Here is a 23,098-nt window from a genome sequence, read left to right on the forward strand (position 1 = left end):
TGGTTTGCCGAGAAAGCCCGACAGGCTTTCATATCGCGTGGACGATTCGCTCAATCTCTTATCTTCTGCAATCCTTCGGAGGAGTCGCCAATGAAGTTCGCGAAATCGAAGAGCCTCGCAGCGGCTCTGTTATTGATTGTCTCGATCAGCCCTTCCCTGCCTTCGCTGGCCGCGCCGCCCGACCACATCGAAGAGCGCATCAGCAAGCTGCTGGCACAGATGACCCTCGAAGAGAAGCTCGGCCAGTTGCAAATTCTCGACGGCGAGGCCGACGGCAAATACCGCCCGGAGCACCTGGAGATGGTGCGCCAGGGGCGGCTCGGCTCGACGCTCAATGTGCGCGGCGCAAAGCGCGTCAACGAATTGCAGCGCGTTGCGGTCGAGCAATCGCGGCTGAAGATTCCGCTGCTCTTTGGCTTCGATGTGATTCACGGCTACCGCACCATCTTTCCCATCTCGCTCGGCGAAGTCGCGAGCTGGGACCCGGCCTCAGTCGAGCGCGGCGCTTCCGTCGCGGCGGCAGAGTCGGCGGCGGCGGGCGTGCGTTGGACGTTCGCGCCGATGGTTGATGTCGCCCGCGATGCGCGCTGGGGCCGCATCAGCGAAGGCGCCGGCGAAGACCCTTACCTCGGCGCGGTGATGGCGCGCGCCCGCGTGCTCGGCTTTCAAGGAAAGGATTACAGCGACCCGGCGAAGGTCGTCGCCTGCGCCAAGCACTGGGTCGCCTACGGCGCGGCGGAAAGTGGCCGCGATTACAATACCACAGACGTTTCGGAATGGACGCTGCGCGAAGTCTACTTTCCGCCGTTCAAGGCCGCGGTTGATGCGGGCGTCGGCACCTTCATGAGCGCCTTCAACGATCTGAACGGCGTGCCGACTTCGGCCAACCCGTTCACGCTCACCCGCGTTTTGCGCGACGAGTGGAAGTTCGATGGCTTCGTCGTCAGCGATTACGAGTCGGTGCGCGAGCTGATGAATCATGGCATCGCCGCCACCGAAGCCGACGCCGCGCAACAGGGGTTGAACGCCGGCGTTGATATGGAGATGGTCAGCCGCCTCTACAACAAGCACGTCGCCGCGCTGCTTAAAGAAGGCAAAGTCTCGATGCGGACGATTGACGAAGCGGTGCGGCGCATCCTGCGCGTCAAATTCCGGCTCGGCCTGTTCGAGCATCCTTATGCCGACGAGGGGCGCGAGGCTTCGGTGATCTTCAGCGCAGAGAACCGCGCCGCGGCGCGTGAGGTCGCAGCGCGCTCAATGGTGCTGTTGAAGAATGAGCGCGAAGTCTTGCCGCTCAACAAAGCGGCGCGGCAGCTCGCCGTCATCGGCCCGCTCGCCGACAGCCAGCGCGATATGATCGGCTCGTGGTCGGGCGACGGTCGCGCCGAAGACGCCGTGACCTTGATCGAAGGCATTCGCGCCAAAGTCACGCCGCAAACCAAAGTCGTTTATGCCAGAGGCTGCGACTTCACCGGCGACAGCAGCGACGGCATCAGCGAGGCCGTGCGCGTCGCCAATGAATCCGACGCCGTGGTGCTGGCCATTGGCGAAAGCGCCGACATGAGCGGCGAAGCGCGCTCGCGCTCGTCACTTGATCTGCCGGGCCGCCAGCTCGACCTGGCCCGAGCGATTCAAGCGACCGGCAAGCCTGTCGTCGTCGTGCTGATGAATGGCCGCCCGATGTCGATCAACTGGCTGGCCGACAATGTGCCGGCGATTGTTGAAACATGGTTCGCCGGCTCGCAGGCGGGCAACGCGATTGCCGATGTCTTGTTCGGCGACGTGAATCCCGGCGGCAAGCTGCCCGTAACCTTCCCGCGCGCTGTCGGACAGGTGCCGCTTTACTACAACCATATGAGCACGGGCCGCCCGCCCGACCCGAACAATCCCTACACGTCGAAGTACATCGATGTGCCGTGGACGCCGCTCTACCCATTCGGCTATGGCTTGAGCTACACGCAGTTTCGCTTCTCGAACCTGCAACTGAGCGCGCCGCGCATCCGAGCCGATGGCAGCCTGAAGGTGAGCGTCGAAGTCGAAAACATCGGCAAGCGCGTTGGTGACGAAGTCGCGCAGCTTTACATCCGCGACGTGGCCGGAAGCCGCACGCGGCCTGTGAAAGAGTTGAAAGGGTTCGAGCGCATCACTCTGAAACCGGGCGAGCGGCGGCGCGTCGAGTTCACGCTGACGCCGGCGCACCTTGGGTTTTATAACCGTGACATGAAATTCGTCGTCGAGCCGGGCGCCTTCAAAATCTGGGTCGGCGCGGATTCGGCGAGCGGCCTTGAATCGAGCTTTGAAGTCGTCGAATAAAGATAACTACAGAGACACGGAGAAATCTCCGTGTCTCCGTGTCTCCGTGTCTCCGTGTTTAATTCCCCTTCCGCGTGTGGATTCGCCGCCGATCTTTGGCGATAATGGCGGGTATGAAGAGCTATCGCAAAGAACTCTGGTTCAATGTGCCCACGCGACGCGCCTTCATCAATCTGACGCCGCAGGTCGAACAGTGCCTGCGCGACAGCGGCATCAAGGAAGGGTTGGCGCTGGTCAATGCCATGCACATCACCGCCTCGGTCTTCATCAACGATGACGAATCGGGGCTGCACGAAGATTACGACCGCTGGCTCGAAGAACTGGCGCCGCACGAGCCGTTGGGCCGCTATCGGCACAACCTGACGGGCGAAGACAACGGCGACGCGCACCTCAAGCGGCAGGTGATGGGCCGCGAAGTCGTCGTCGCCATCACTGAAGGCCGGCTTGACTTCGGTCCGTGGGAGCAGATCTTTTACGGCGAATTCGACGGCGGGCGGCGCAAGCGCGTGCTGGTCAAGATCATCGGCGAATGAACGGCCATTCGATTCTCATCACTCATCTCACAATAGCATTGAAGCGCGCCCTAAGCTTCGCAGGCCGCCCGGTTGTTGGTTTATTCATCATCACGCTGATGGTCGCCAGCGCCACTTCGCAGGTTAAGCGCCCGATTGCTTCGGGCAGATTAGCGGCGCAGGACGAAGCGTTTCTGGAAGACCTGTCGCGCCGCGCCTTCCTCTATTTCTGGGAGCAATCCAATCCACAGACAGGGCTGGTGCTGGATCGCTCGAAGACCGACGGCTCGCCCTCGGACGAAAACCACCGCACGATTGCCAGCATCGCTTCGACCGGCTTCGGCCTGACGGCGCTCTGCATCGCCGCCGAGCGGCGCTGGATCGATCCGGCACAAGCGCGCCAGCGCGTGGCGGCGACCTTGCGCTTCTTTGCCGAGCGCGCCACCCACGAGCACGGCTGGTTCTATCACTGGATGGACGTAGGCAGTGGCGAACGCCGATGGCAAAGCGAAATCTCTTCGATAGACACCGCCCTGTTGCTCGGCGGCGCGCTGACGGCGCGCGGCTATTATCAGAAGGATGCCGAGATCAAGCGGCTGGCGACGGCGATCTATGAGCGCGTTGATTTCCGCTGGATGCTCGCGGGTCACCCCTTGCTGCTCAGTCATGGGTGGAAGCCGGAAAGCGGATTCCTTAACAGCCGATGGACGGATTACAGCGAAGAGACCATGCTTTATCTGCTCGCCATCGGATCAGTGACGCACCCGATCAGCAAAGACGCGTGGTACGCCTGGCGGCGCGATTGGATCACCTTCGAAGGCTACCGTTATGCGGCGAGCGCCGCGCCGCTGTTCATCCATCAATACTCGCACGCCTGGGTTGATTATCGCGGGCGGCGCGACCGCACGCCGTCGGGCATAGATTACTTTGAAAACTCGGTGACGGCGACGCGGGCGCATCGTTTGTTCTGCATGAAACTGGCGAAAGAGTTTCCCGGCTATTCGGGCGTCATCTGGGGCATCACGGCGAGCGATAGCGCCAAAGGTTATGTGGCGTGGGGCGGCCCGCCGCGCGACCCGGCCATTGACGGCACGGTGGTGCCGTGCGCGGCTGCCGGATCACTGATGTTCACGCCGGAGATCAGCTTGCCGGCGCTGCGGACGATGAAAGACAAGTTTGGCGAGCGCATCTATGGCCGCTATGGCTTCACAGACGCCTTCAACCCGAACAACGGTTGGGTGAACCCGGACGTCATCGGCATCGATGTGGGGATCACCTTGCTGAGCGCCGAGAACCTGCGCAGCCGCAATGTCTGGCGCTGGTTCATGCGCAACCCTGAGGTAGAACGCGCGATGAAGATAGTCGGACTCCAACCCTACAAGTGATTATTCATTCCCTGTCCCTTACTGAAATAGTCCGGCGAAAGATGCGGAAGCCCCAGGCGTCGAGCGTCAACGCGGGCAACGCCGCCGCGCGCGTCGTGGCCGTGCGCTCCGGCTCGGATTGGCCGGGCAGCAGCGGCGCGCCGGTTTCGGGCGTGATGTCGGCAAAGGCCGCGCCATTCGCCGCTTCGACAAAGCCACTGAACGGACGGCCCGACATGTTAATCGTCACGATCAGCTCTTCATTGCCGGCGCGGCGCGCGAAACTGACGACGCGGGCTTCGTCCGAGTTGCGCAGCCATTCAAGCGCGCCGTCGCGCAAAGCCGGATGCGCGGCGCGCAGGGCGGTGATCTGTTTATAAAAGCGCGGGAACTCGGGCCGGCGCTCGGCAATCGCCCAGAAGATCGGCAGCCGTTCAAACAAGGCGGGCGCGGTTGACTCTGTCGTGTCGCCGGCTTCCATGCCGTTGTAGATCAGCGGCACGCCGTCGAGCGTGAAGATCAGCGCCCCAGCCGCCAGCGCCCCGCGCTCGCCGAAACGCGCAATGGCGCGGCGCTCGTCGTGGTCGTCGGCTATCGTCATATGCAGCGCGCCGCGCGGATAGCGGGCGCGCTCGCTCATCCACACTTCGCGCAGCAAGGATGCCGGGCGGTTGCCCATCAAGACTTCGGTTAGCGCCGTGTGCAGCGGCCAGCCGTAATCGAGGTCGAAAGCCTTGACCAGCAAGTCGGGCTTCGACGATTCGGCCAGCAGCATCAGGTCGGGCTTGATCTTCTCCAGTTCGCGGCGCGCCTGTTCCCAGAAATCCGTAGGCACTTCGCCGGCGACATCGCAGCGGAAGCCGTCGAGGTCGAATTCGCGCAGCCAATAGGCCAGCATCTCGGTCATATACTGTCGCAGCTTCGCATTCTCGTAGTTCAACGCCGCCACGTCCGTCCAATCATAGGGCGAGAGAATCTTGCCCGACTGGTCGCGGCGGTAAAACTCCGGCGTCTTCATCATCACCGAATCCCACGACGTATGATTGGCGACAATATCGATGATGACCTTCAAGCCGCGCCGGTGGCTTTCAGCGACCAGCCGCTTGAGATCGTCTCTGGTGCCATAGGCGGGATTGATCGAATAGTAATCGCGCACCGCGTAGGGGCTGCCGATGCTGCCCTTCTTTTTCTCCTCGCCGGTGATGTGAATGGGCATCAGCCAGAGGATGGTCACGCCCAGTTCTTTCAAGCGGTCGAGCTGCGCGGTGACGCCATTGAAGTTGCCTTGAGACGAAAAGTTGCGCGGGAAGATTTCGTAGATGACGCCATCACGCACCCAGTCGCGCGACGTGCGGGCCGCTTCGCGCGCTACGTCACGTTGCGCCAGCGCCGCGGGCGTCGAAGCGATCAACAGCAGAATGGCGGCGGTGAACGAACAGGCGAATGAGCGGAGCGGTTTGCGCATGGAGCCTCCGTTTGCGGTCAACCAGCCGGGCGGCGCGGGTTACTTCTCATCCACCAGCCCCGGACTCGGCACCGGCTGCGCGGATTCCGGCACGCTCAATGGCTCGTGGGCGTCGGCTTCAATGATCAACGATTCCGGCACGGCGTGATCGGCAACGTCTTTCACGCGAGTCACCAGCAAGGCGGCCAGCAACAGGCTGCAACCGCCGACGAAGACCATATAGAGCGGGCTATTCGGATTGCCTTCGCCGAAGACGTGACGGATGATCCAGCCAAACGTGAGCGCCTGAAAAATCTCGGGCAGGACGATGAAGAAGTTGAAGACGCCCATGTAGACGCCCATGCGCGCAGCCGGCAGCGCGCCCGACAGGATCGCGTACGGCATGGAGAGGATCGAAGCCCAGGCGATGCCGACGCCGATCATCGAGCCGATCAACAGGTATTTGTTCTGAATGACGAAGACCGACAGCAGGCCGGCGCTGCCGCAGATCAAACAAAGTGCGTGCGTCAGCTTGCGGCTCAGTTTGCTGGCCAGCCACGGCAACGCGAAGGCGATGGCGAAACAGGTGATCGAATAAAACGAGAAGGTGAAGTTGCCCCACTCAACGCCCTGCGTGTAGAGGTCGGATTTCGGGTCGGTCGCGCCGAAGACGCGCCGCGCCACTGCCGGCACATAGAACAGCCACATGCAGAACAGCCCCAGCCATGTGAAGAGCTGCACGACGGCGAGCTGCTTCATGGTCTGCGGCATGTCGCGGATGGCTTCCATGATTTCGTTGAAGCCGGCGGCGATGCCCTTCTTTTCATGCTTGTGGCGCTCGAACGCTTCGAGGTCTTCGGGCGGGTACTCTTTCGAGGTGACGACGGTGTAGATGACGGCGATGAGAAAGGCGACCGCCCCGAGCTGAAAGGCATACTTCACCGTCAGCGGAATGCCGCTCGCCGTCGAAGCGGTGACGCCATACTTCGCAAACAGCAGCGGCAGCCAGCCGGCAAAGGTCGCGCCCAGGCCGATGAAGAAGCTCTGCATGACGAAGCCGGCGGTGCGCTGCGCCGTGTTCAGCTTGTCGGCGACGAAAGCGCGAAACGGCTCCATGCTGATGTTGATGCTGGCGTCCAAAATCCAGAGCAGCCCGGCGGCCATCCACAGCGACGATGAAGTCGGCATGATGAACAGCGCGACGCTCGCCAGAATCGCGCCGGCCAAAAAGTAGGGGCGGCGGCGGCCCATCCGGTTCCATGTGCGGTCGCTCATCGAGCCGATGATCGGCTGCACGATCAGCCCCGTGAGCGGCGCGGCCAGCCAGAGAATCGGGATGTCTTCGGGCTTAGCGCCGAGCCGTTCGTAGATGGCGCTCATATTGCCGAGCTGCAAGGCCCAGCCGAACTGTATGCCGAGAAAGCCGAAGCTCATGTTCCAGATTTGCCAGAAGCTCAGTCGCGGTTTGTTCATACCCAGTGTGGCTCCTTTCGCGCGCCGCTGCTTTTCACTTCATCGTAATCACGCTTGCCGAGCGCGCCGGCAACACGACGCGCAGCATCGTTCCCTGCAAGCGAATCTCGCGCGCCGCATCCAGGCGGTCAACCATAGAGACGCCGGGTCGCACTTTAATTGGCGTCGTGTCGAGCTCGACGGTCTTTTCCTGTTTACCGTTGTTGATGACGACGATCACCGCTTCGGTCGTGGTCACGCGCGCAAACGCATACGAGCTGTCGTCTACGCCGAGCGTCAGCAGCTTGCCGTGCCGCAAGGGCGCAAGCTCGCGGCGCAAGGCGATGAGGCGGCGCAGGTGGTCGAAGACCTGGCGCTCGTCTTTTGTGCGGCCTTCATTGGTGAAAGCGTTGTGATGGTCGCCCGGCCAGCCGCCGGGAAAGTCGCGGCGATTGTCCGGATCATTGCCGCCCGCCAGCGCCACTTCGTCGCCGTAGTAGATCAGCGGGATGCCGCGCGTCGTCATCAAGTAGGTCTGCGCCAACATCAAGCCTTCGCGTGTCGCGCCCTTCTCACCCATAAAGCGCGCCACGTCATGCAGGCCGAGAAACGGCACCAGCAGATCGGCGTTCGCATAAAGGTGATCGTGTGCCAGCACTTCGGCAAGTTTTATCATCGCTTGATTGCGGATGAAGACATCGCGAATCGCATAGAACACGGGGAAGTCGAATTCGGTATCGATGCCCGAATCTACGCCGTCCCATTGCTTGCGGCCGCCTTGAAAGAAAGCCACCTGCGCCGGGTCGCCGTCAAAGGTTTCGCCGATGACGTTCATGCGCGGATACTCGCGCTTGATGGCCGCCATCCAGTCGCGCCAGAAATCGCGCGGCACATACGGCAGCGTGTCCTGGCGAATCGCATCCAGGCCGCTGACGCCCGCCCACCAGAGCGTATTCTGAATCAGGTAGCGGCGCGCCTCCGGGTCATTCTGGTTCAGGTCGGGCAGGATGTTGATGAACCAGCCATCGAGCACGGCTCGCGTGACGTTCGGCGTGGCGTGCGGGTCTTTGAGCGCCCAGGTCTGCCAGGTCTCGTCGATGTGACGGTCTTCGGTGCCGTTGTACCAGGTCGGCGTCGGCGTGTCTTTGACCCACGGGTGATAAGGGCCCGTGTGATTGGCGACTTGATCCTGAACGACCTTGATGCCGAGGGCGTGGGCTTTATCCACCAGCTCTTTTAATGTCGCCAGGTCGCCGAGATGCTCGTCAACGCCGTAGAAATCAATAGCGCCATAGCCGTGGTAACCGGTCGTCGTCTGCCCGTCATAGACCTCTTTTTCGTCGGGCCGGTCGGTGTTGTCGTACCACGGGTTGAGCCAGAGCGCGGTGACGCCAAGCTCTTTCAAGTAAGGCAGGCGGTTGATGAGGCCGCGCAGGTCGCCGCCGTGATAAGAGCGGCCTTTGCCACGATCAAACAAGCCTTTCGATTTCGGCGGGTCGTCGTTCGACGGATCGCCGTTGCTGAAGCGGTCGGGCATGATCAGGTACAGCACATCGTCTGCCGTCAGCCCTTGAAAGCGCCCCTGCCTGGCGAGCGGCACGAGCAGCTCAAACGGCGCGTCGCTGCTTCCTGTCGGCGTCGTGATCCGCAGACGCCGCGCCCCCGGTTGAGCGGTCGGCGCGATGCTGACATCAACGAACAGGTAGGTGCCGCGCTCGTTGACTTTGATGGGTCCGATGACGCGCAGGCCCGCGCCCTGCGCCGTGACGGTCGCGCCCGCAAGGTTGCGCCCGCGAATCATCACGCGCACAGGGTTGATCGAATGGCGCGGCCACCAGCCGGGCGGCTCGACCTTTAATACTTCAGGCGGGCCCTGCGCCAGCGCCGCCGAGCCCATCAAGAGCAGCGCCGCGATCAGACAGGCAGATTCAATAAACCGCTTCCCAGGTTTCATATTCGTCAGGCGAAACTAACTCGGTCTGTGATGAAAAGCGATGCTGAGTTCGCGCCAATCTTATCAGAGGATGACGATCAACGCGACTGCCGCGCGGGCGATAGGGTCTATTCATTCTCCGGACTTAAACCGCCAAGACGCCAAGGCCGCCAAGAGAACACAGAGCTTTTCTTGGCGGTCTTGGCGTCTTGGCGGTTCATCCCTCAATGGTTATTCGAGAATGAATAGGCCCTGCGCAAGGCTAGCGGCCTGCTTGCGTTTTCGCGCCGCGAGCAGGGACAATAGGGTTTCCCTTAACCGTTATGAAGCAATGGCTCACGACCATTTTGATCGGCGCACTGATGGTGTCTTGCGCCGTCGCTGTCCCGGCGCAGCAATCGCAACAGCCGGCGGCGGGCCGCTCTTACGCGGCGGGCGAGGTCAAGCCGCCGAAGGCCGCCGCGCCGGCCGCCGCTTCGCCGGTCACTTTCGACAACATCAGCGGCGCGGCGAACATTACCTTTAAACAGGCCGGCTCGCCGACCGCGATCAAGTATCTGCCGGAGTCAATGGGCGCGGGCATCGCTCTGCTCGATTACGACAACGATGGCCGCCTCGACATCTTTTTCACCAACGGCGCGCGGCTCGCGGAACCGATGCCCAGAGGCGGCAGCCCCGATAAGCGCGACCCGAAATACTGGGACCGGCTCTACCATCAGAAAGCCGACGGCACGTTTGAAGATATGACCGAGCGCGCCGGCCTGCGCGGCGAAGGCTACACGATGGGCGCCGCCGCCGCCGACTATGATAATGACGGCTGGGTTGATCTCTATGTCACGGCCTATGGCGCGAACAGGCTCTATCACAACAACCACGACGGCACGTTCACGGACGTAACCAAGAAGACGGGCACGGCCGGCAGCGGCTGGAGCACGAGCGCCGCGTGGGTGGATTATGACCGCGACGGCAGGCTCGACCTGTTCGTCGCGCGCTACCTGGATTGGGACTTCGAGCGCGGCGCGCTGGTCTGCGGTGACGCGCGACCGGAACTGCGCGCCTACTGCCACCCGGACAATTTCAAAGGCACGACTAACCTGCTGTTTCACCAGAAGCCCGACGGCAGCTTTGAAGAGGTGAGCCGAGCGGCGAAGATTGCTGACCCGGCGGGCAAGGCGCTCGGCGTCGCCATCGCCGACATAGATAATGATGGCTGGCCCGACATCATCGTCGCTAACGACAGCGTGCGCCAGTCGCTTTATCATAATCGCGGCGACGGGACGTTTACGGACATCGCGCTCGCGGCAGGCATCGGCTATGACGAAGACGGCAAGACGTTCGCCGGCATGGGCGTTGATGCGGCGGATTATGACGAAGACGGCTTTGTCGACATCTTCATCACGGCGCTGTCGAATCAGACCTATGCCATTTATCACAACCTCGGCGACCGCACGTTCAGCTATGACACTAACCTGAGCGGCGTCGGCCAGGCGACGCAGTTGTATTCCGGCTGGGGGACGCGCTTCGTTGATATAGATAATGATGGCTGGCGCGATCTCTTCGTCGCGCAGGGCCACGTCGTTGACACGATTGAAAGGACGAACTCTTATCTGAAATACAAACAGCCGCTGCTGCTGCTGCGAAACACCGGCAAGCAATTCGTTACGGTTTCGCCATCGGCGGGCGCAGTGTTTAATACGGCGCTGGCAGCGCGCGGCGCGGCGGTCGGTGACCTGAACAACGACGGCCAGCCCGACATCGTCGTCGGCGTGCTGAACGACGCGCCGGCGGTGCTACGCAACCGGGGTACGAAGAACCACTGGCTCGGGCTCGAACTGGTCGGCACGAAATCGAACCGCTCCGCAATCGGCGCGCGCGTCATTGTCACCGACATGGCGAATCGCAAGCGCCTCTTCGATGTCTCGACCGCCGGCAGTTATCTTTCAAGCAATGACCCGCGCATCATTGTCGGGTTGGGCGCGGCGATGGGGGTGCGCTCGGTTGAGATTCGCTGGCCGAGCCGGCAGGTGCAGACGATTGACAATCCGGCGGTTGACCGCTATCTCAGGATCAATGAGAAGTGAAAGGGTTTTAATGCATCAACGAAATCGCCCGCGCGCTTGCCGTGTCCGCGCCTTGGCCATCCTGGGGCTCGCCTTGACGGTGGCTCTGCCACAGGCATTTGTCGCGCAGACGCCGCAAAAACAGGAGAAGCAAGCGGGCGGCATGGGCGGCGTCACCACAGGCGAAGCCCGCACCTACGCGACGCGCCGCACCGTCGGCATCACGGACGCCAAAGCGCCCGTCGTTTTTGAAGACGTGACGGCGAAGACGGCGCTCGCTCGCTTCAAGCATCGCTCCGGAAGCGCCGAGAAGAACTACATTATCGATGCGGTATCGGGCGGCGTGGCCATCTTCGATTACGACAATGACGGCTTGCCGGACATTTACTTGCTCAACGGCTCGACCTTCGAGGCGCTGCGCGGCAAAGCGCCGGCCCCGCGCGCCGCGCTCTACCACAATCTCGGCAACTGGAAGTTTGAAGACGTGACGGACAAGGCCGGCGTTGCCAACGAGCGATGGGGGATGGGCGTGGCGGTCGGCGATTACGACAACGATGGCTGGCCGGATATGTATGTCGGCAACTTCGGCGTCTCGCGCCTCTATCACAATAACGGCAACGGCACCTTTACCGACGTTGCCGAGAAGCTCGGCGTGGCGCGCAAAGGCTGGAGCACCGGCGCGAGCTTTGGCGATTACGATGGCGATGGCCGGCTTGACCTGTTCGTTCCCGGCTATCTCGAATTCGACATCGACAATCTGCCGCCGAGTCCCGACGAAGTCGGCAAACCGAGCGGTGTGGCAAAGACCTTCTGCCAGTTCCGCGGCGTGCCGGTGATGTGCGGGCCGCGCGGCTTGAAAGGCGAGCCCGATACGCTCTATCACCAGAAAGCCGATGGCCGCTTTGAAGACGTCAGCCTGCGTGCCGGCGTCAATGACCCGGAGCGCTTCTATGGCTTCTCGTCGGCCTTCGCGCATATTAACGAAGACGCGCTGCTCGACCTGATTGTCGTCAACGACTCGACGCCGAAGCTGCTCTACATCAACAAAGGCGATGGCAAGTTCGAAGAGACCGGTTACCCGTCGGGCGTTGCCTTGAGCGAGAACGGGCGCGAGCAGGCCGGCATGGGGCTGGGCATTGGCGATTATGATAATGATGGGCTGCTCGATTTCTACATCACCAACTTCTCGGACGATTACAACACGGTGCTGCACAATGATGGCGAGGGCTATTTCAGCGACGTGTCGTTTCAGGCCGGGCAGGGCGACCTGACGCTGCCGTTTCTCGGCTGGGGCGCGAGCTTCATCGATTACGATAACGATGGCTGGAAAGACGTGCTCATCGCCAACGGCCACGTCTACCCCGGCGTCGACAATTACCAGTGGGGCACGAGCTACGCCGAGCAGCCATTGCTGTTTCGCAACCTGAAGTCCGGCAAGTTCGAGCGCGTCGCGGCGGCGCCGGCAAGCGGCCTGGCTGTCGCGATACCTGCGCGCGGGCTGGCCATAGGCGACCTCGACGGCGATGGTTTGATGGATGCCGTATTCAATAACATAGACGCGCCGCCGACCGTGCTGCGCAATGTGGCGAAGACCGCGGGCCACTGGGTGACGTTGAAGCTGGTTGGCGATCCGGCAAAGAAGAGTCCGCGAGATGCGACCGGCGCGGTTGCCTATGTGACGACCGGCAAACTGCGGCAGCGGCAGGATGTGATCAGCGGCGCGGGCTACGCTTCGCAGAACGATCAGCGATTGCATTTCGGATTGGGCGCGGCGACGAAGATCGATAAGCTAGAGATCAAGTGGCCCGGCGGCGCGGCCGAAACCGTGACCCTGCCGGGTTGCGACCGCGTCTTCACCGTCGTCGAAGGTAAAGGCGTGGTGAGCAAATAGTCTGTCAATTTACACATCATGCCGATGGGGGATGAAAGCAATGAATGCGAGTGAAGCGAACAAGCGGGTCGTGCTTCAGTACGTCGAAGCATTCAACCGCGGCGACCTCGACGCGCTCAGGCAGTTGTTCACCGCGGACGCCGTCGTCCAGGGCGTGCTGGGATGGGGCAAGCTCGATGAGGTCATGCCGATCTGGAAAGAACTGCATGAAGCCTTTGCCATCGAGATGACCGTTGACGCAATGGTCGCCGAGGGCGACGCCGTGGCGGTGCGCTACACCGAGCGCGGCAAGTTCGTCGGGCCGTTCCGCGGCAGTGAGCCCACGGGCAAGCCGTATGAGCTGGTGGCGATGGAGTGGTTCATCTTACAGGACGGCAAGATTCACCGGCGCTGGGGCGCGAGGGATTCGGCGTCGCAAGCGCGGCAGATCGGGCTGATGCCAGGCGCGGCCAAGTAACGGCTGCTGATAGCTTAACCGATACGCAAACCGAAGAGGCGACCATGAGCATTGAGCAAAACAAGCAGGTAGCGCGCACATTCTTTGACCGTTTAAGCGCGGGCGACATTAGCGGCGCTCTCGACATGATGACCGACGACGCCACCTGGTGGATTGCCGGCAAAGCCGAACAGTTAGCGGCGGCAGGCGACCACAGCAAAGAGCAGATGGCTCGCCTCTTCGACAACATGATCGGCCAGTTGCCGAACGGGTTGAAGATGACGGTCAAGAGTCTGACCGCCGAAGACGACCGGGTGGCCCTGGAAGTGGAATCCAACGGCGAGCTGCGCAATGGGCGAGTTTACAATCAGGAATACCACTTCGCGATAACGATGCGTGACGGCAAGATCAGCGGCGTCAGAGAGTATCTCGACACGCAGCACGTTTTCGCGACCTGGTTTCAGCGATAGCCATGAGTGGAAGGGGCAAGGAGAGCCTGCCGCCGGGTGTCAGAATCCGGCACGAATTGCAGCCGGGCGACATCGGCTACCTGACCTATTTGCATGGCACGCTCTACGCCACAGAGCAGGGTTGGGATTACACGTTTGAAGCCTATGTGGCCGGGCCGCTTGCCGAGTTTGCCCGCTCGCCAAAGCCGCGCGAGCGAATCTGGATCGTTGATAGAGCCGGGCAGGTCGCCGGCTCTATCGCTATCGTCGAAGCGTCTGCCGCGGTGGCACAGTTGCGCTGGCTGTTGCTGCATCCTGAGCTGCGCGGTTACGGGCTCGGCAGGATGCTCGTAGAAGACGCCATCGGCTTTTGCCGAGAGAACGGTTACGCGTCGGTTTTTCTCTGGACAGTCGATACGCTCAAGGACGCGGCACGTCTCTACATCGCAACAGGATTTCGGTTGACGCAGGAAGAGACGCACGAGCTGTGGGGCGGCCGCATCACCGAGCAGCGCTACGAGCTGAGTCTTTGACGCGCCCTGAAGCCATCCTTCGCGAGTGGGCTTAAAACACAAAGGCCGCCGGTCAATCGAGCCGGCGGCCTCTTTCATTAAGCGCTGACAGCAGCCTGCTCGGCGGGTTTGCGCCGCTTGACCAAGGCCGTGATGCTGCCAGTCAACGAGCCACTCAGCACCGCCATGCCGATCCACACCGTAAGTTGTGGCAGCAACGCCAGCCAGAGGAACTTCGGCCCGAACTGCTGCAACTCCGCGGGGGATTCGGGCGGCACCGCGTCGTAATGTGTGCCCCAGTTGCCGCGCATCGCAAAGTACATCAGGATGGCGACGGGGATGCGCGCCGCGAGCGCGTAAGCAAACAAAGTCTTGCACAGCGCCGGCCAGCCCGGATAGGCAATCGCTGCCGCGATGAGGAACATGACGCAAGCTGCCAACAACCGGCTGTAGAAGCTCGGGTTGAGACTTGACCAGAGCATGGCGCCGCCGATGCCGACCGCCGCGCCGACCAGCACATGAAGAAAAGCGCGCAAAGGGCTCGCCGGGCCTTCGCCGGCCTGAATCAGCTTGATCGCGAAGTAGATGCCGAAGACGAGCGGCAGCCAGCTAATGCCGATCAGCGCGCCGGGGCCGCCGGGATCGGGATTGAACAACGCGCGCGGCCAGTGTTGCAGCTCGCCGACCAACCTGAGCAAGGTCACGGCCAGCGTAATCACCGCCGGAATTAAGATCAGCTTGCCTGTGCTTATCGAGGGGCCTTTTGACATAGATGCTCTCCTTTAGATTGGCGAGGCGCGTCCCGCCTGATGACGTTCGGGCAACGCGCCTCGAAAATTAACTGGTTGCCTTGAGCGCCGGATCATTGAAAGCACGATTTACGACTAGCAGTTCATCCTATATCACAACTGCTGATCGTAAACAATCAACCTGACAATTTTGGATTTTAGATTTTGGATTGCCGGAGATGGGACTCATCCGAGAAACCAGACTTGTTCCCTTAATCCAAAATCCAAAATCCAAAAGGTGGTTGCTTGCGCCGTGAAACAGGCGGGTGGTACATTTGATTTTACTTTTACGGGGCCGACGGCAGGGCCATCAGGTTTCATCGGATTGATTCATTTGGAGGGTGCGAACTCATGAATGCGAAACGCAGGGCGAAGATCACCGCGCTTGGCCGTTATGTGCCGCCGAAGGTCGTCACCAACTACGATCTCGCAAAACGTGTAGACACCAACCACGACTGGATCGTCGAGCGCACGGGCATCATCGAACGTCATATGGTCGAGCCGGGGACGCCGACTTCGGAGCTGGCGGCGCAGGCGGTCGGCGACCTGCTCAGGCGGCGCGGCATCGAAGCCAACGAAATCGAGTTGATCATCGTCGCCACCGTGACGCCGGATATGCTGTTTCCGGCAACCGCCTGCCGCGTGCAAGATAAAATTCACGCGAAACGCGCCTGGGGCTTTGACCTGTCGGGCGCCTGTTCAGGCTTCCTCTACGCGCTGACCGTCGGCGCGCAGTTCATCGAGAGCGGCGCGCACGACAAAGTAGTCGTCATCGGCGCTGACGTGATGTCGAGCATCATCAACTTTGAAGACCGCTCGACCTGCGTGCTGTTCGGCGACGGGGCCGGCGCCGTGCTGCTAGAGCCGAGCGAGGACGAAAGCGTCGGCATCCTCAGTTACGCGCACGAGATTGATGGGTCGGGCGGTCAGTTCCTTTATATGCCCGCCGGCGGCAGCCTCAACCCGGCGTCGCACGAAACGGTTGATAAGAAGATGCATTACGTCCACCAGGAAGGCCAGCCGGTTTTCAAATACGCCGTGCGCAAGATGGGCGAGATCAGCCGCACCGTGCTTGAGCGCAATGGCATGACGGGCGACGACGTTGACCTGTTCATCGCCCACCAGGCAAACATGCGGATCATTAGCAGCGCCGCCGACAAGCTCGGGCTTGATGAATCAAAGGTGGTCAAGAACATTCACAAGTTCGGCAATACGACGGCGGCGACAATCCCACTGGCGACCGGCGATGCGATTGACGATGGCCGCTTGCAGAAAGGCAAGCTGGTGGTCTATGCCGCGGTCGGCGCGGGCTACACGGTCGGCGCGGTGCTGATGCGCTGGGCTTATTGATCGAAACGGGTGGTTAACGATGAACGGCGCGGCTTCGGAATCATTCCGAAGCCGCGCCGTTTCGCATGCTCATGACCCGGCGAAAGATGGCGCTCGGATTAATAGCCGCTCGCGGTCTGGCCGTTCGTCGTCACCGCGCCGCCGGCGGCTTCCTGAACAATCTTGACGCCGACGCTCGCACCGATGCGGGTCGCGCCGGCGCGGATCATCTCCTGCGCCTGCTGCAAGTCTTTCACGCCGCCCGATGCTTTAACGCCCATGCCGCCGCCGACAACCCGGCGCATCAGGGCGACATCCGCAGCGGTCGCGCCGCCTTTGCTGAAGCCCGTCGAGGTCTTCACGAAATCGGCGCCCGCCTGCTTGGCCAGCATACAGGCGCGCACCTTCTCTTCATCGGTGAGCAGCGCCGTTTCGAGGATGACTTTGCAGACATAATCGTACTCGTGCGCAACGTCGACGACGCTGGCGATGTCACGCAGCACGAGCGTGTCGTCGCCGGACTTCAACGCGCCGAGGTTGATGACCATGTCGAGCTCTGTGGCGCCATCAAATAAAGCGCGGCGCGCTTCGTAAGCTTTCACGTCCAATGTGTTTGAGCCAAGCGGAAAGCCGATCACTGTGCATGTCTTGACGCCGCTGCCGCGCAGCGCGCAGGCGGCCTCGCGCACCCACATCGGATTGATGCAGACGGAAGCGAAGCCATAGCGGGCGCCCTCTTCGCAGAGCTTGATGATCTCGTCGCGCGTCGCGTCGGGCCGCAGCAGTGTGTGGTCAATGTAGCGAGCAACGCTGCGCGCCGCCTCGCTCTCCAGGCCGGAAAGCCCGAGGCGCTCCACCCCGCTATCGATCAGCGAGTGCATGCGGTCGGGGCATTTGACGAAACATTCGTCGTGATAGACGGCGCACTCGGCGGCGCTGCCGGCGCCGAGCCGCGATAGGATCACGTCGGTGATTTGTGACACCAGGGCTTCGATATTCGCGTCGTCCTGCATATCAATTGCCTTTCGCCGCCTGACGGCGGGCCACAGCGCGATGCTTTAGCTCGTCGAGCAATTCGTAAGGCACCGCCAGGTCGCCTGTGCCGCGCACTAAACGGATGTCGGGCTTATAGGTGCCATGATAATCGCTGCCGCCCGTGACCAGTAGCCCGTGACGTCGTGCCATCTGCGCATAGAAACGGCGCTCGTCTTCGCTGTGGCGGCTGTAGATCGCCTCGACGCCGTCGAGTCCGAGCGTCGCCAGCTCAATAATGAACTGCTCGGTCGCGTCGCTCGGCGCAAGCTTCAACTGATACGGGTGCGCCAGCACGGCGACGCCCCCCGCTTCGTGGATCAAAGCGATAGACGCCGCCGGCGAGAGGCGCGCTTTTTCAACATAAGCCTCTGCGCCTTTGCCAAGAAAGCGGTCGAAGGCATCTTGAATGCTAAGGGCATACCCTCGCTCGACCAGCAGGCGCGCGAAGTGGGGGCGGCCGACGACATCGTTGCCGGCCAGGCGCTCTACCTCTTCATAGGTGATCGCATAGCCGAGCGCTTGCAAGCGTTCGGCGATTTGCGGATTACGGCGCTCGCGCGCTTCTCTCAGCTCGACGAGCGCGGCGTTCAAGCTCAGCGATTCGGGATTGATGAAATAACCGAGCACATGCAGAGTGCCGGGCGAATACTCAGCGCTGATCTCGATGCCGTCAATGAATTCGATGCCGAGCGCGGCAGCGGCAGCGCGGCCTTCGCCGAGACCGGCGACCGTGTCGTGATCGGTGATAGCAATCGCCACCGCGCCCGCGGCCTGCGCTTCGGCGAGCAACTCATCGGGCGTGGCGCTGCCGTCTGAATGTACGGTGTGCGAGTGCAGATCGATGATCGGTTCTGACATGGTGAGGATATTATCTGCCGGCATCAAGCGAAGTCAATCACGCGCTTCTCAGCTTGCGAAGCCGCGGAATCGGCTCCTGACGCAAGTTTCGTGACACCACCCTCAAATAGGCTCTGAGAGCCGCTTTCGAGGTGCTGGCCTTGAAACCGGCTCTCAGAGCCTATTTCATCGCAACCGTAAACCGGCAAAAGACAAGAACGGCTTCATTTTTATTCACGGGAGTAAAAAACTCGACGGGCCGGCGATGAATTAAGCAGGGGCACAAAAGCGGCTTCCAGAGCCGTTTTCAAGGTCAGCAATAAATCTCGTTGATTCTTTGCGCCCGGTTGCAAAAAAAAAAGTTGACAAGAAATCCAGATGCCAATATATACAACAATATCTTGTGTATCATTAACACTAGTACACAAGAGTAGCCAAGCTACAGTATCTTGTGTATGAGGTAAAAACTTTAGAGGAAAGGAGAAGCAAACTTATGGCAACTGCAAAGAAGGGCGGAGCGAAGAAGGCAGCCAAAGGTGGGGCCAAGAAGGCCGCAGCCAAGAAGGGCGCCAAGAAGAGATAGCCTCTGCCGCTACGCAAAACGGGGGTTCTCTGTGTGAGAACGTGGGGATGGGAAACCATCCCCTTTTTCTTTTTTAACCTGTTCCCTACCCGGCCACTTGCCACAGGGCTCTGGCTTACGAAGTGACCGCTGCCCCCGCTTCGTGTAAACTGCTTGCCATGATGGCACCGGAGAGAGATGAGCGCCCCTGGGGCATGTTCGAGGTACTTGCCGAAGGCGAGGGCTATAAAGTCAAACGCATCGAAGTGAAGCCCGGGCAGCGCCTCAGCCTGCAATCGCATGAAAAGCGCAGCGAGCACTGGGTCATCGTTAACGGCACGGCGCTGGCCACGGTCGGCGAGCAACAACTCACCCTGCGCCCCAATCAACACATCATCATTCCGAGGCAGACCAAACACCGCATCGCCAATCCCGGTGACGAACTGCTGGTATTTATCGAAGTCCAGTCGGGCCCGTATCTCGGAGAAGACGACATCACCCGCTACGAGGATGATTACCAGCGAGTTGGCGGCTAGCAAAGCCGGGCGGGCTGAGATTATCGGGCTTCGGCTTCTACCTTGATGGATGAACGGTCGGCGGGCGCGGCGCCATTTTCCGCGTAGAGATCAGGCGTACCGGCAGGGCGCGTCTGCCAGCGTTTGTGAATCCACAGCCACTGCTCTGGGTAGCGGCGCGCGAAACGCTCGATCACTTTCATGTAAGCCTGGGTGTTGAGCCGCACCTCTTCTTTGAAATCACCGGTGCGAATGAGGGGCACTTCCGGCTCGAAGCGCAGGACATGCTTTTGCAGGGGGTCGTCCCAGATTAGGAAGCCGGGGACGACGGGCGCTTCGGCGCGCAACGCGAAGACCGCTAGCCCTGTGGTCGAGCAGGCCGGGATGCCGAAGAAGTCGCAGAAGACGCCTTCCTCGCCGACCGTGTTGACGTCAACCAGCAGGCCGACATCTTCGCCCTGGCGCAGCCGCTTTAATACGGCGCGCACCGCGTCGTTTTTATCGATCAGGCGATTGCCCGATTGCGTGCGGTAACGCGTGATCAAACGATCCAACAAAGGATTGTCGAGCGGACGAACCAAAAAGCTGAGCGGGTGGCCGTACACGCCTTGCGCGAAGGCGCACAGTTCCCATGCCCCGAAATGCCCGGTCAGCAACAACACGCCGCGCCCCTTGCGGGCGGCGCGCTCATAGTTCTCAAGGCCGTCATAGACGACCCGTTCGGCAATGTTGTCGCGCGTGATCTTGGGGAATTGCGAAAACTCGCCGAGCAAACCGCCCAGGCTGGCGATGACACGACTAAGAATCTCGCGCCGCTGCTCGGCGGCCAGTTCAGGCATGGCCATCCGCAGGTTTCGTTCGCCAACAGCGCGCAAGCGACTGTGAAACCGGTATGCGGTGCGCGCAAGCACCCTGCCCGCGCCAATGGCGGTTTGCCGCGGCAGCCATCCCAAAGCTTTCAGCAACAGCCACGCGGGCGCGAATTCAAGCCAGTCTCTCAGCGCATTTCTTTTCTTGCTCGCCACTGAGCCAAACTATCACGCGCTCTTCAGGAGTGACAAGTGACGCGACCCGCAAGCGGGTGCCCCGAGTGACCAGAAGTTGTCATAGCAGCCTCCTAGCCACCTTCGGCATGGGCGGTTTCTGTTGTCATTTATCACTCGTCACTTGTCACTTCATTACTCTTGAACGGCTCGCCCGCTTGGGGTATTCTCTCGCCAGTTGCCCCTATTGAATGACGTTGCTTAATCCCGGAGACAATTATGAGAAGCCGCAAAGCGCTGGCGTCACAGGCGACAGTCCTTTATCGCCGACTGGCTTTCGCGTTAGCGCTGATCCTTGCGCTCGGCATCTGCGCCATCGCGCAGCAGCCCGCCCAAAAAAAGCGCGTGCCGCGCATGACGACGGAAGACATCACCCAGGCGGCCGCTTCAACGACTGACGAAGTCAAAGACGCCAAGGCAGCAGAGGCCGGGGCGGAAGCCGGCAAGCCGGATGCGGCGAAGGGCGACAAGCGGGCCACCAGCAGCGACGAAGCCGCCTGGCGCGAGCGTGTCACTCAGGCGCGCGACAAGGCCAAGGCGCTCGCACGCGCGGCGGAAGAGGCCGAGCTGCGCATCACCAGCCTGCGCAATGACCTGGGCGTGTCAGGCCGCGGCGCGAAAGACCGCAATCAAATCGCCGCCGACCTCGAAGCGGCGGGCCAGAAGGTCAACGAACTGCGCAAGCAATCAAGCGAAGCCAACGCTGACCTCAAAGACCTGCTCGAATACGGCAAGGAGCGCGGCTACAGCGAAGCCGAAGGGCCGAAGCCGACGACCAATGACGGCAAGACGAACACCGAATACTATCGCAGCAAGTTCGCCGCGCTTAACGAAGAGGTCGAGACCGCCGAGCGCCAAAGCCAGTTATATGCCGACCGCGTCCGCGACCTTCAGCAGCGCATCCTGAACAACAGCAGCGCCGGCCCCGGTAAGAAGGGCGGTGACAACTTCACCCTGGCGCAGCTTCAGAAAGACAAGGAAGAGGCGCAGCGCAGCCTCGATGAGGCGCAGGCGGCAAAGAATCGCGCCGAGGAAAAACGTAGCGCGTTGATTGAAGAGGCGCGGCGTGCCGGCGTGTCGCCGGACACTTTCAGATAAACGTGGTTTGCCCCAGCATCCAGTAGCCCTATTGCCGCCCCGGCGTTCGCAGAAGATTCGTGGATTCGATTCACCATCGAATGCGCCGGCGGCCTATGCTCCGAACGAACATGGCAGACATATTACTGGTCGAAGACAAAGACAATCTCAGGCAGATGCTCCGCATGACGCTTGAGAGCGCAGGATATTCGGCAGATGAAGCGCGCGATGGCGCCGAGGCACGACGCCGATTGCAGGACGCGCGTTACAAGCTAGTCATCACCGACTTGAAGATGCCGCGCGCCGACGGCCTTGAAGTGCTGCGCGCCGCCAAGGCTTCGGACGCCAACACGGCGGTCATTCTGCTCACCGCCTACGGCACCGTCGACGAAGCCGTGCTGGCGATGAAAGAGGGCGCGTTCGAGTTCTTGCAGAAGCCCGTTGATAGCGGCCACCTGCTGGCACTGGTCGAGCGCGTGCTGGAAGAAGCGCGCATGCGCGCCGAGAACGTCCTGCTGCGCGAAGAGTACGCTCGCCGCTATGGCTTCCCGCGCATCATCGGCGATTCGCCGGCCATGCAGCGCGTCGGGCGCGAGATTCAACAGGTGGCGCAGACGCCGACCACCGTCTTGCTGCTCGGCGAGTCGGGCACCGGCAAAGAGCTTTTCGCGCGCGCCATCCACCACCTCAGCCCACGCCGCAACGCGCCGTTTGTCGCCATCAACTGCGCGGCGATTCCCGACACCTTGATCGAGAACGAGCTGTTCGGCCATGAGAAGGGCGCTTACACCGGCGCCGATCAGCGGCGCGTCGGGAAGTTCGAGCTGGCGTCGCGCGGCACCATCTTCCTGGATGAGATCAGCGAGATTGCGCCCGCCGTGCAAGCAAAGCTATTGCGCGTCCTTGAAGAGCGGCGGATCACAAGGCTCGGCGGCTCGGCGGACATCGAAGTTGATGTGCGTGTGGTGGCGGCAACCAACCGCGATTTGAAGGGGGCAGTCGCGGCCAAACAGTTCCGCGAAGACCTCTACTTTCGTCTCGCCGTCTTTCCCGTGCAGATCCCCGCGTTGCGCGAGCGCCGCAGCGACGTTCGCCAGATCGCCGAATTCTTTGCCACCAAGTATGGGCGCGAGCTGCGCCGCGCGCCGCTCAGATTGACCGAGCCGGCTATCCGCGCGCTCGAAGAGTACGACTGGCCGGGCAACGTGCGCGAGCTGGAGAACTGCATCGAACGCGCCTGCATTCTGTCACGCGGCATAGAGGTCACGCCTTTTGATTTGAACATCGCGCCGCCGGCAGATTATTCGCCGCGTGAAGAGCTGGCGCTGCTCGATGGCTTTGATCTACGCGGCAGCCTCGCCGAAGTCAGCACGCGGGCACAGCGGCTGGTCGAGCGCCGCAAGATCGATCAGACGCTGCGCGAATGCGAGTTCAACAAGTCGCGCGCCGCCGAGCGCCTGGCCGTCAGCTATAAAACACTGCTGACGCGCATCAAGGAGCTTGAGCTGGAGTAATGACGTAGCGCAAGGCGGTTAGCTTGCGCGTG

At 61.5% G+C, this 23,098-nt stretch carries 19 protein-coding genes; 12 read left to right on the top strand and 7 right to left on the bottom strand.

Annotation, left to right across the window (positions count from 1 at the left end; all coding sequences use genetic code 11):
* Positions 1-90: 90 nt before the first annotated feature.
* From VJ464_28310 to VJ464_28320, 3 genes are all read left to right on the top strand, one after another.
* Complete coding sequence (locus VJ464_28310; GenBank protein ID HKQ09059.1) at positions 91-2,313, top strand: glycoside hydrolase family 3 N-terminal domain-containing protein; 2,223 nt, start codon at positions 91-93, stop codon at positions 2,311-2,313.
* 113 nt (positions 2,314-2,426) lie between these two features.
* Positions 2,427-2,846 (top strand): secondary thiamine-phosphate synthase enzyme YjbQ, encoded by a 420-nt coding sequence (locus VJ464_28315; protein ID HKQ09060.1) that lies wholly within the window; start codon positions 2,427-2,429, stop codon positions 2,844-2,846.
* Entirely contained in the window at positions 2,843-4,210 is a 1,368-nt protein-coding gene (locus tag VJ464_28320; protein HKQ09061.1) for a glucoamylase family protein, read from the top strand. The genes VJ464_28315 and VJ464_28320 overlap by 4 nt, the downstream gene beginning before the upstream one ends.
* A 4-nt stretch (positions 4,211-4,214) precedes the next feature.
* Here VJ464_28320 and VJ464_28325 read toward each other — a convergent pair whose 3' ends face one another.
* From VJ464_28325 to VJ464_28335, 3 genes are read right to left on the bottom strand one after another with little or no spacing between them, the layout of a single operon-like run.
* Positions 4,215-5,654, bottom strand: coding sequence for an alpha-amylase family glycosyl hydrolase (locus tag VJ464_28325; protein ID HKQ09062.1), 1,440 nt, complete (start codon positions 5,652-5,654; stop codon positions 4,215-4,217).
* 39 nt (positions 5,655-5,693) lie between these two features.
* Positions 5,694-7,106, bottom strand: coding sequence for an MFS transporter (locus VJ464_28330; GenBank protein HKQ09063.1), 1,413 nt, complete (start codon positions 7,104-7,106; stop codon positions 5,694-5,696).
* 34 nt (positions 7,107-7,140) lie between these two features.
* A complete protein-coding gene (locus VJ464_28335) occupies positions 7,141-9,039 on the bottom strand; it encodes an alpha-amylase family glycosyl hydrolase (GenBank protein ID HKQ09064.1) in 1,899 nt (632 codons plus the stop codon).
* A gap of 302 nt (positions 9,040-9,341) precedes the next feature.
* Here VJ464_28335 and VJ464_28340 point away from each other — a divergent pair, with 302 nt between their 5' ends.
* Genes VJ464_28340 through VJ464_28360 form a run of 5 tightly spaced genes read left to right on the top strand, consistent with a single transcriptional unit; the run spans position 9,342 to position 14,387 of the window.
* On the top strand, positions 9,342-11,099 hold the full coding sequence (locus tag VJ464_28340; protein HKQ09065.1) for a CRTAC1 family protein: 1,758 nt from the start codon (positions 9,342-9,344) through the stop codon (positions 11,097-11,099).
* Between the two features lie 10 nt (positions 11,100-11,109).
* Complete coding sequence (locus tag VJ464_28345; protein HKQ09066.1) at positions 11,110-12,969, top strand: CRTAC1 family protein; 1,860 nt, start codon at positions 11,110-11,112, stop codon at positions 12,967-12,969.
* 40 nt (positions 12,970-13,009) lie between these two features.
* Positions 13,010-13,426: an ester cyclase gene (locus VJ464_28350; GenBank protein ID HKQ09067.1), complete on the top strand. Its 417-nt coding sequence runs from the start codon at positions 13,010-13,012 to the stop codon at positions 13,424-13,426.
* Positions 13,427-13,470: 44 nt separating this feature from the next.
* Positions 13,471-13,875, top strand: a complete 405-nt coding sequence (locus tag VJ464_28355; GenBank protein HKQ09068.1) for a nuclear transport factor 2 family protein — start codon at positions 13,471-13,473, stop codon at positions 13,873-13,875.
* Between the two features lie 2 nt (positions 13,876-13,877).
* Positions 13,878-14,387: a GNAT family N-acetyltransferase gene (locus tag VJ464_28360; GenBank protein ID HKQ09069.1), complete on the top strand. Its 510-nt coding sequence runs from the start codon at positions 13,878-13,880 to the stop codon at positions 14,385-14,387.
* A gap of 77 nt (positions 14,388-14,464) precedes the next feature.
* On the opposite strand, the gene VJ464_28365 is transcribed toward VJ464_28360, so the two are convergent.
* A complete protein-coding gene (locus tag VJ464_28365; protein HKQ09070.1) occupies positions 14,465-15,136 on the bottom strand; it encodes a hypothetical protein in 672 nt (223 codons plus the stop codon).
* A 369-nt stretch (positions 15,137-15,505) separates the two neighbouring features.
* On the opposite strand from VJ464_28365, the gene VJ464_28370 reads away from it, so the two are divergent.
* Positions 15,506-16,504, top strand: a complete 999-nt coding sequence (locus VJ464_28370) for a beta-ketoacyl-ACP synthase III (protein ID HKQ09071.1) — start codon at positions 15,506-15,508, stop codon at positions 16,502-16,504.
* Between the two features lie 98 nt (positions 16,505-16,602).
* On the opposite strand, the gene deoC is transcribed toward VJ464_28370, so the two are convergent.
* Positions 16,603-17,316, bottom strand: coding sequence for a deoxyribose-phosphate aldolase (deoC, locus tag VJ464_28375; GenBank protein HKQ09072.1), 714 nt, complete (start codon positions 17,314-17,316; stop codon positions 16,603-16,605).
* 181 nt (positions 17,317-17,497) lie between these two features.
* Positions 17,498-18,376 carry a PHP domain-containing protein gene (locus VJ464_28380; protein HKQ09073.1) on the bottom strand — a complete coding sequence of 293 codons (879 nt, stop codon included), beginning with the start codon at positions 18,374-18,376 and terminating at the stop codon, positions 17,498-17,500.
* Positions 18,377-19,099: 723 nt separating this feature from the next.
* On the opposite strand from VJ464_28380, the gene VJ464_28385 reads away from it, so the two are divergent.
* Positions 19,100-19,453: a phosphomannose isomerase type II C-terminal cupin domain gene (locus VJ464_28385; protein HKQ09074.1), complete on the top strand. Its 354-nt coding sequence runs from the start codon at positions 19,100-19,102 to the stop codon at positions 19,451-19,453.
* A gap of 20 nt (positions 19,454-19,473) precedes the next feature.
* On the opposite strand, the gene VJ464_28390 is transcribed toward VJ464_28385, so the two are convergent.
* Positions 19,474-20,457 (bottom strand): lysophospholipid acyltransferase family protein, encoded by a 984-nt coding sequence (locus VJ464_28390; GenBank protein HKQ09075.1) that lies wholly within the window; start codon positions 20,455-20,457, stop codon positions 19,474-19,476.
* A 237-nt stretch (positions 20,458-20,694) separates the two neighbouring features.
* On the opposite strand from VJ464_28390, the gene VJ464_28395 reads away from it, so the two are divergent.
* Positions 20,695-21,573, top strand: coding sequence for a hypothetical protein (locus VJ464_28395; GenBank protein ID HKQ09076.1), 879 nt, complete (start codon positions 20,695-20,697; stop codon positions 21,571-21,573).
* Between the two features lie 110 nt (positions 21,574-21,683).
* Positions 21,684-23,066 carry a sigma-54 dependent transcriptional regulator gene (locus VJ464_28400; protein ID HKQ09077.1) on the top strand — a complete coding sequence of 461 codons (1,383 nt, stop codon included), beginning with the start codon at positions 21,684-21,686 and terminating at the stop codon, positions 23,064-23,066.
* The last annotated feature ends 32 nt before the right edge of the window (positions 23,067-23,098 follow it).

It is taken from the genome of Blastocatellia bacterium (assembly GCA_035275065.1).
GTDB lineage: Bacteria > Acidobacteriota > Blastocatellia > UBA7656 > UBA7656 > DATENM01.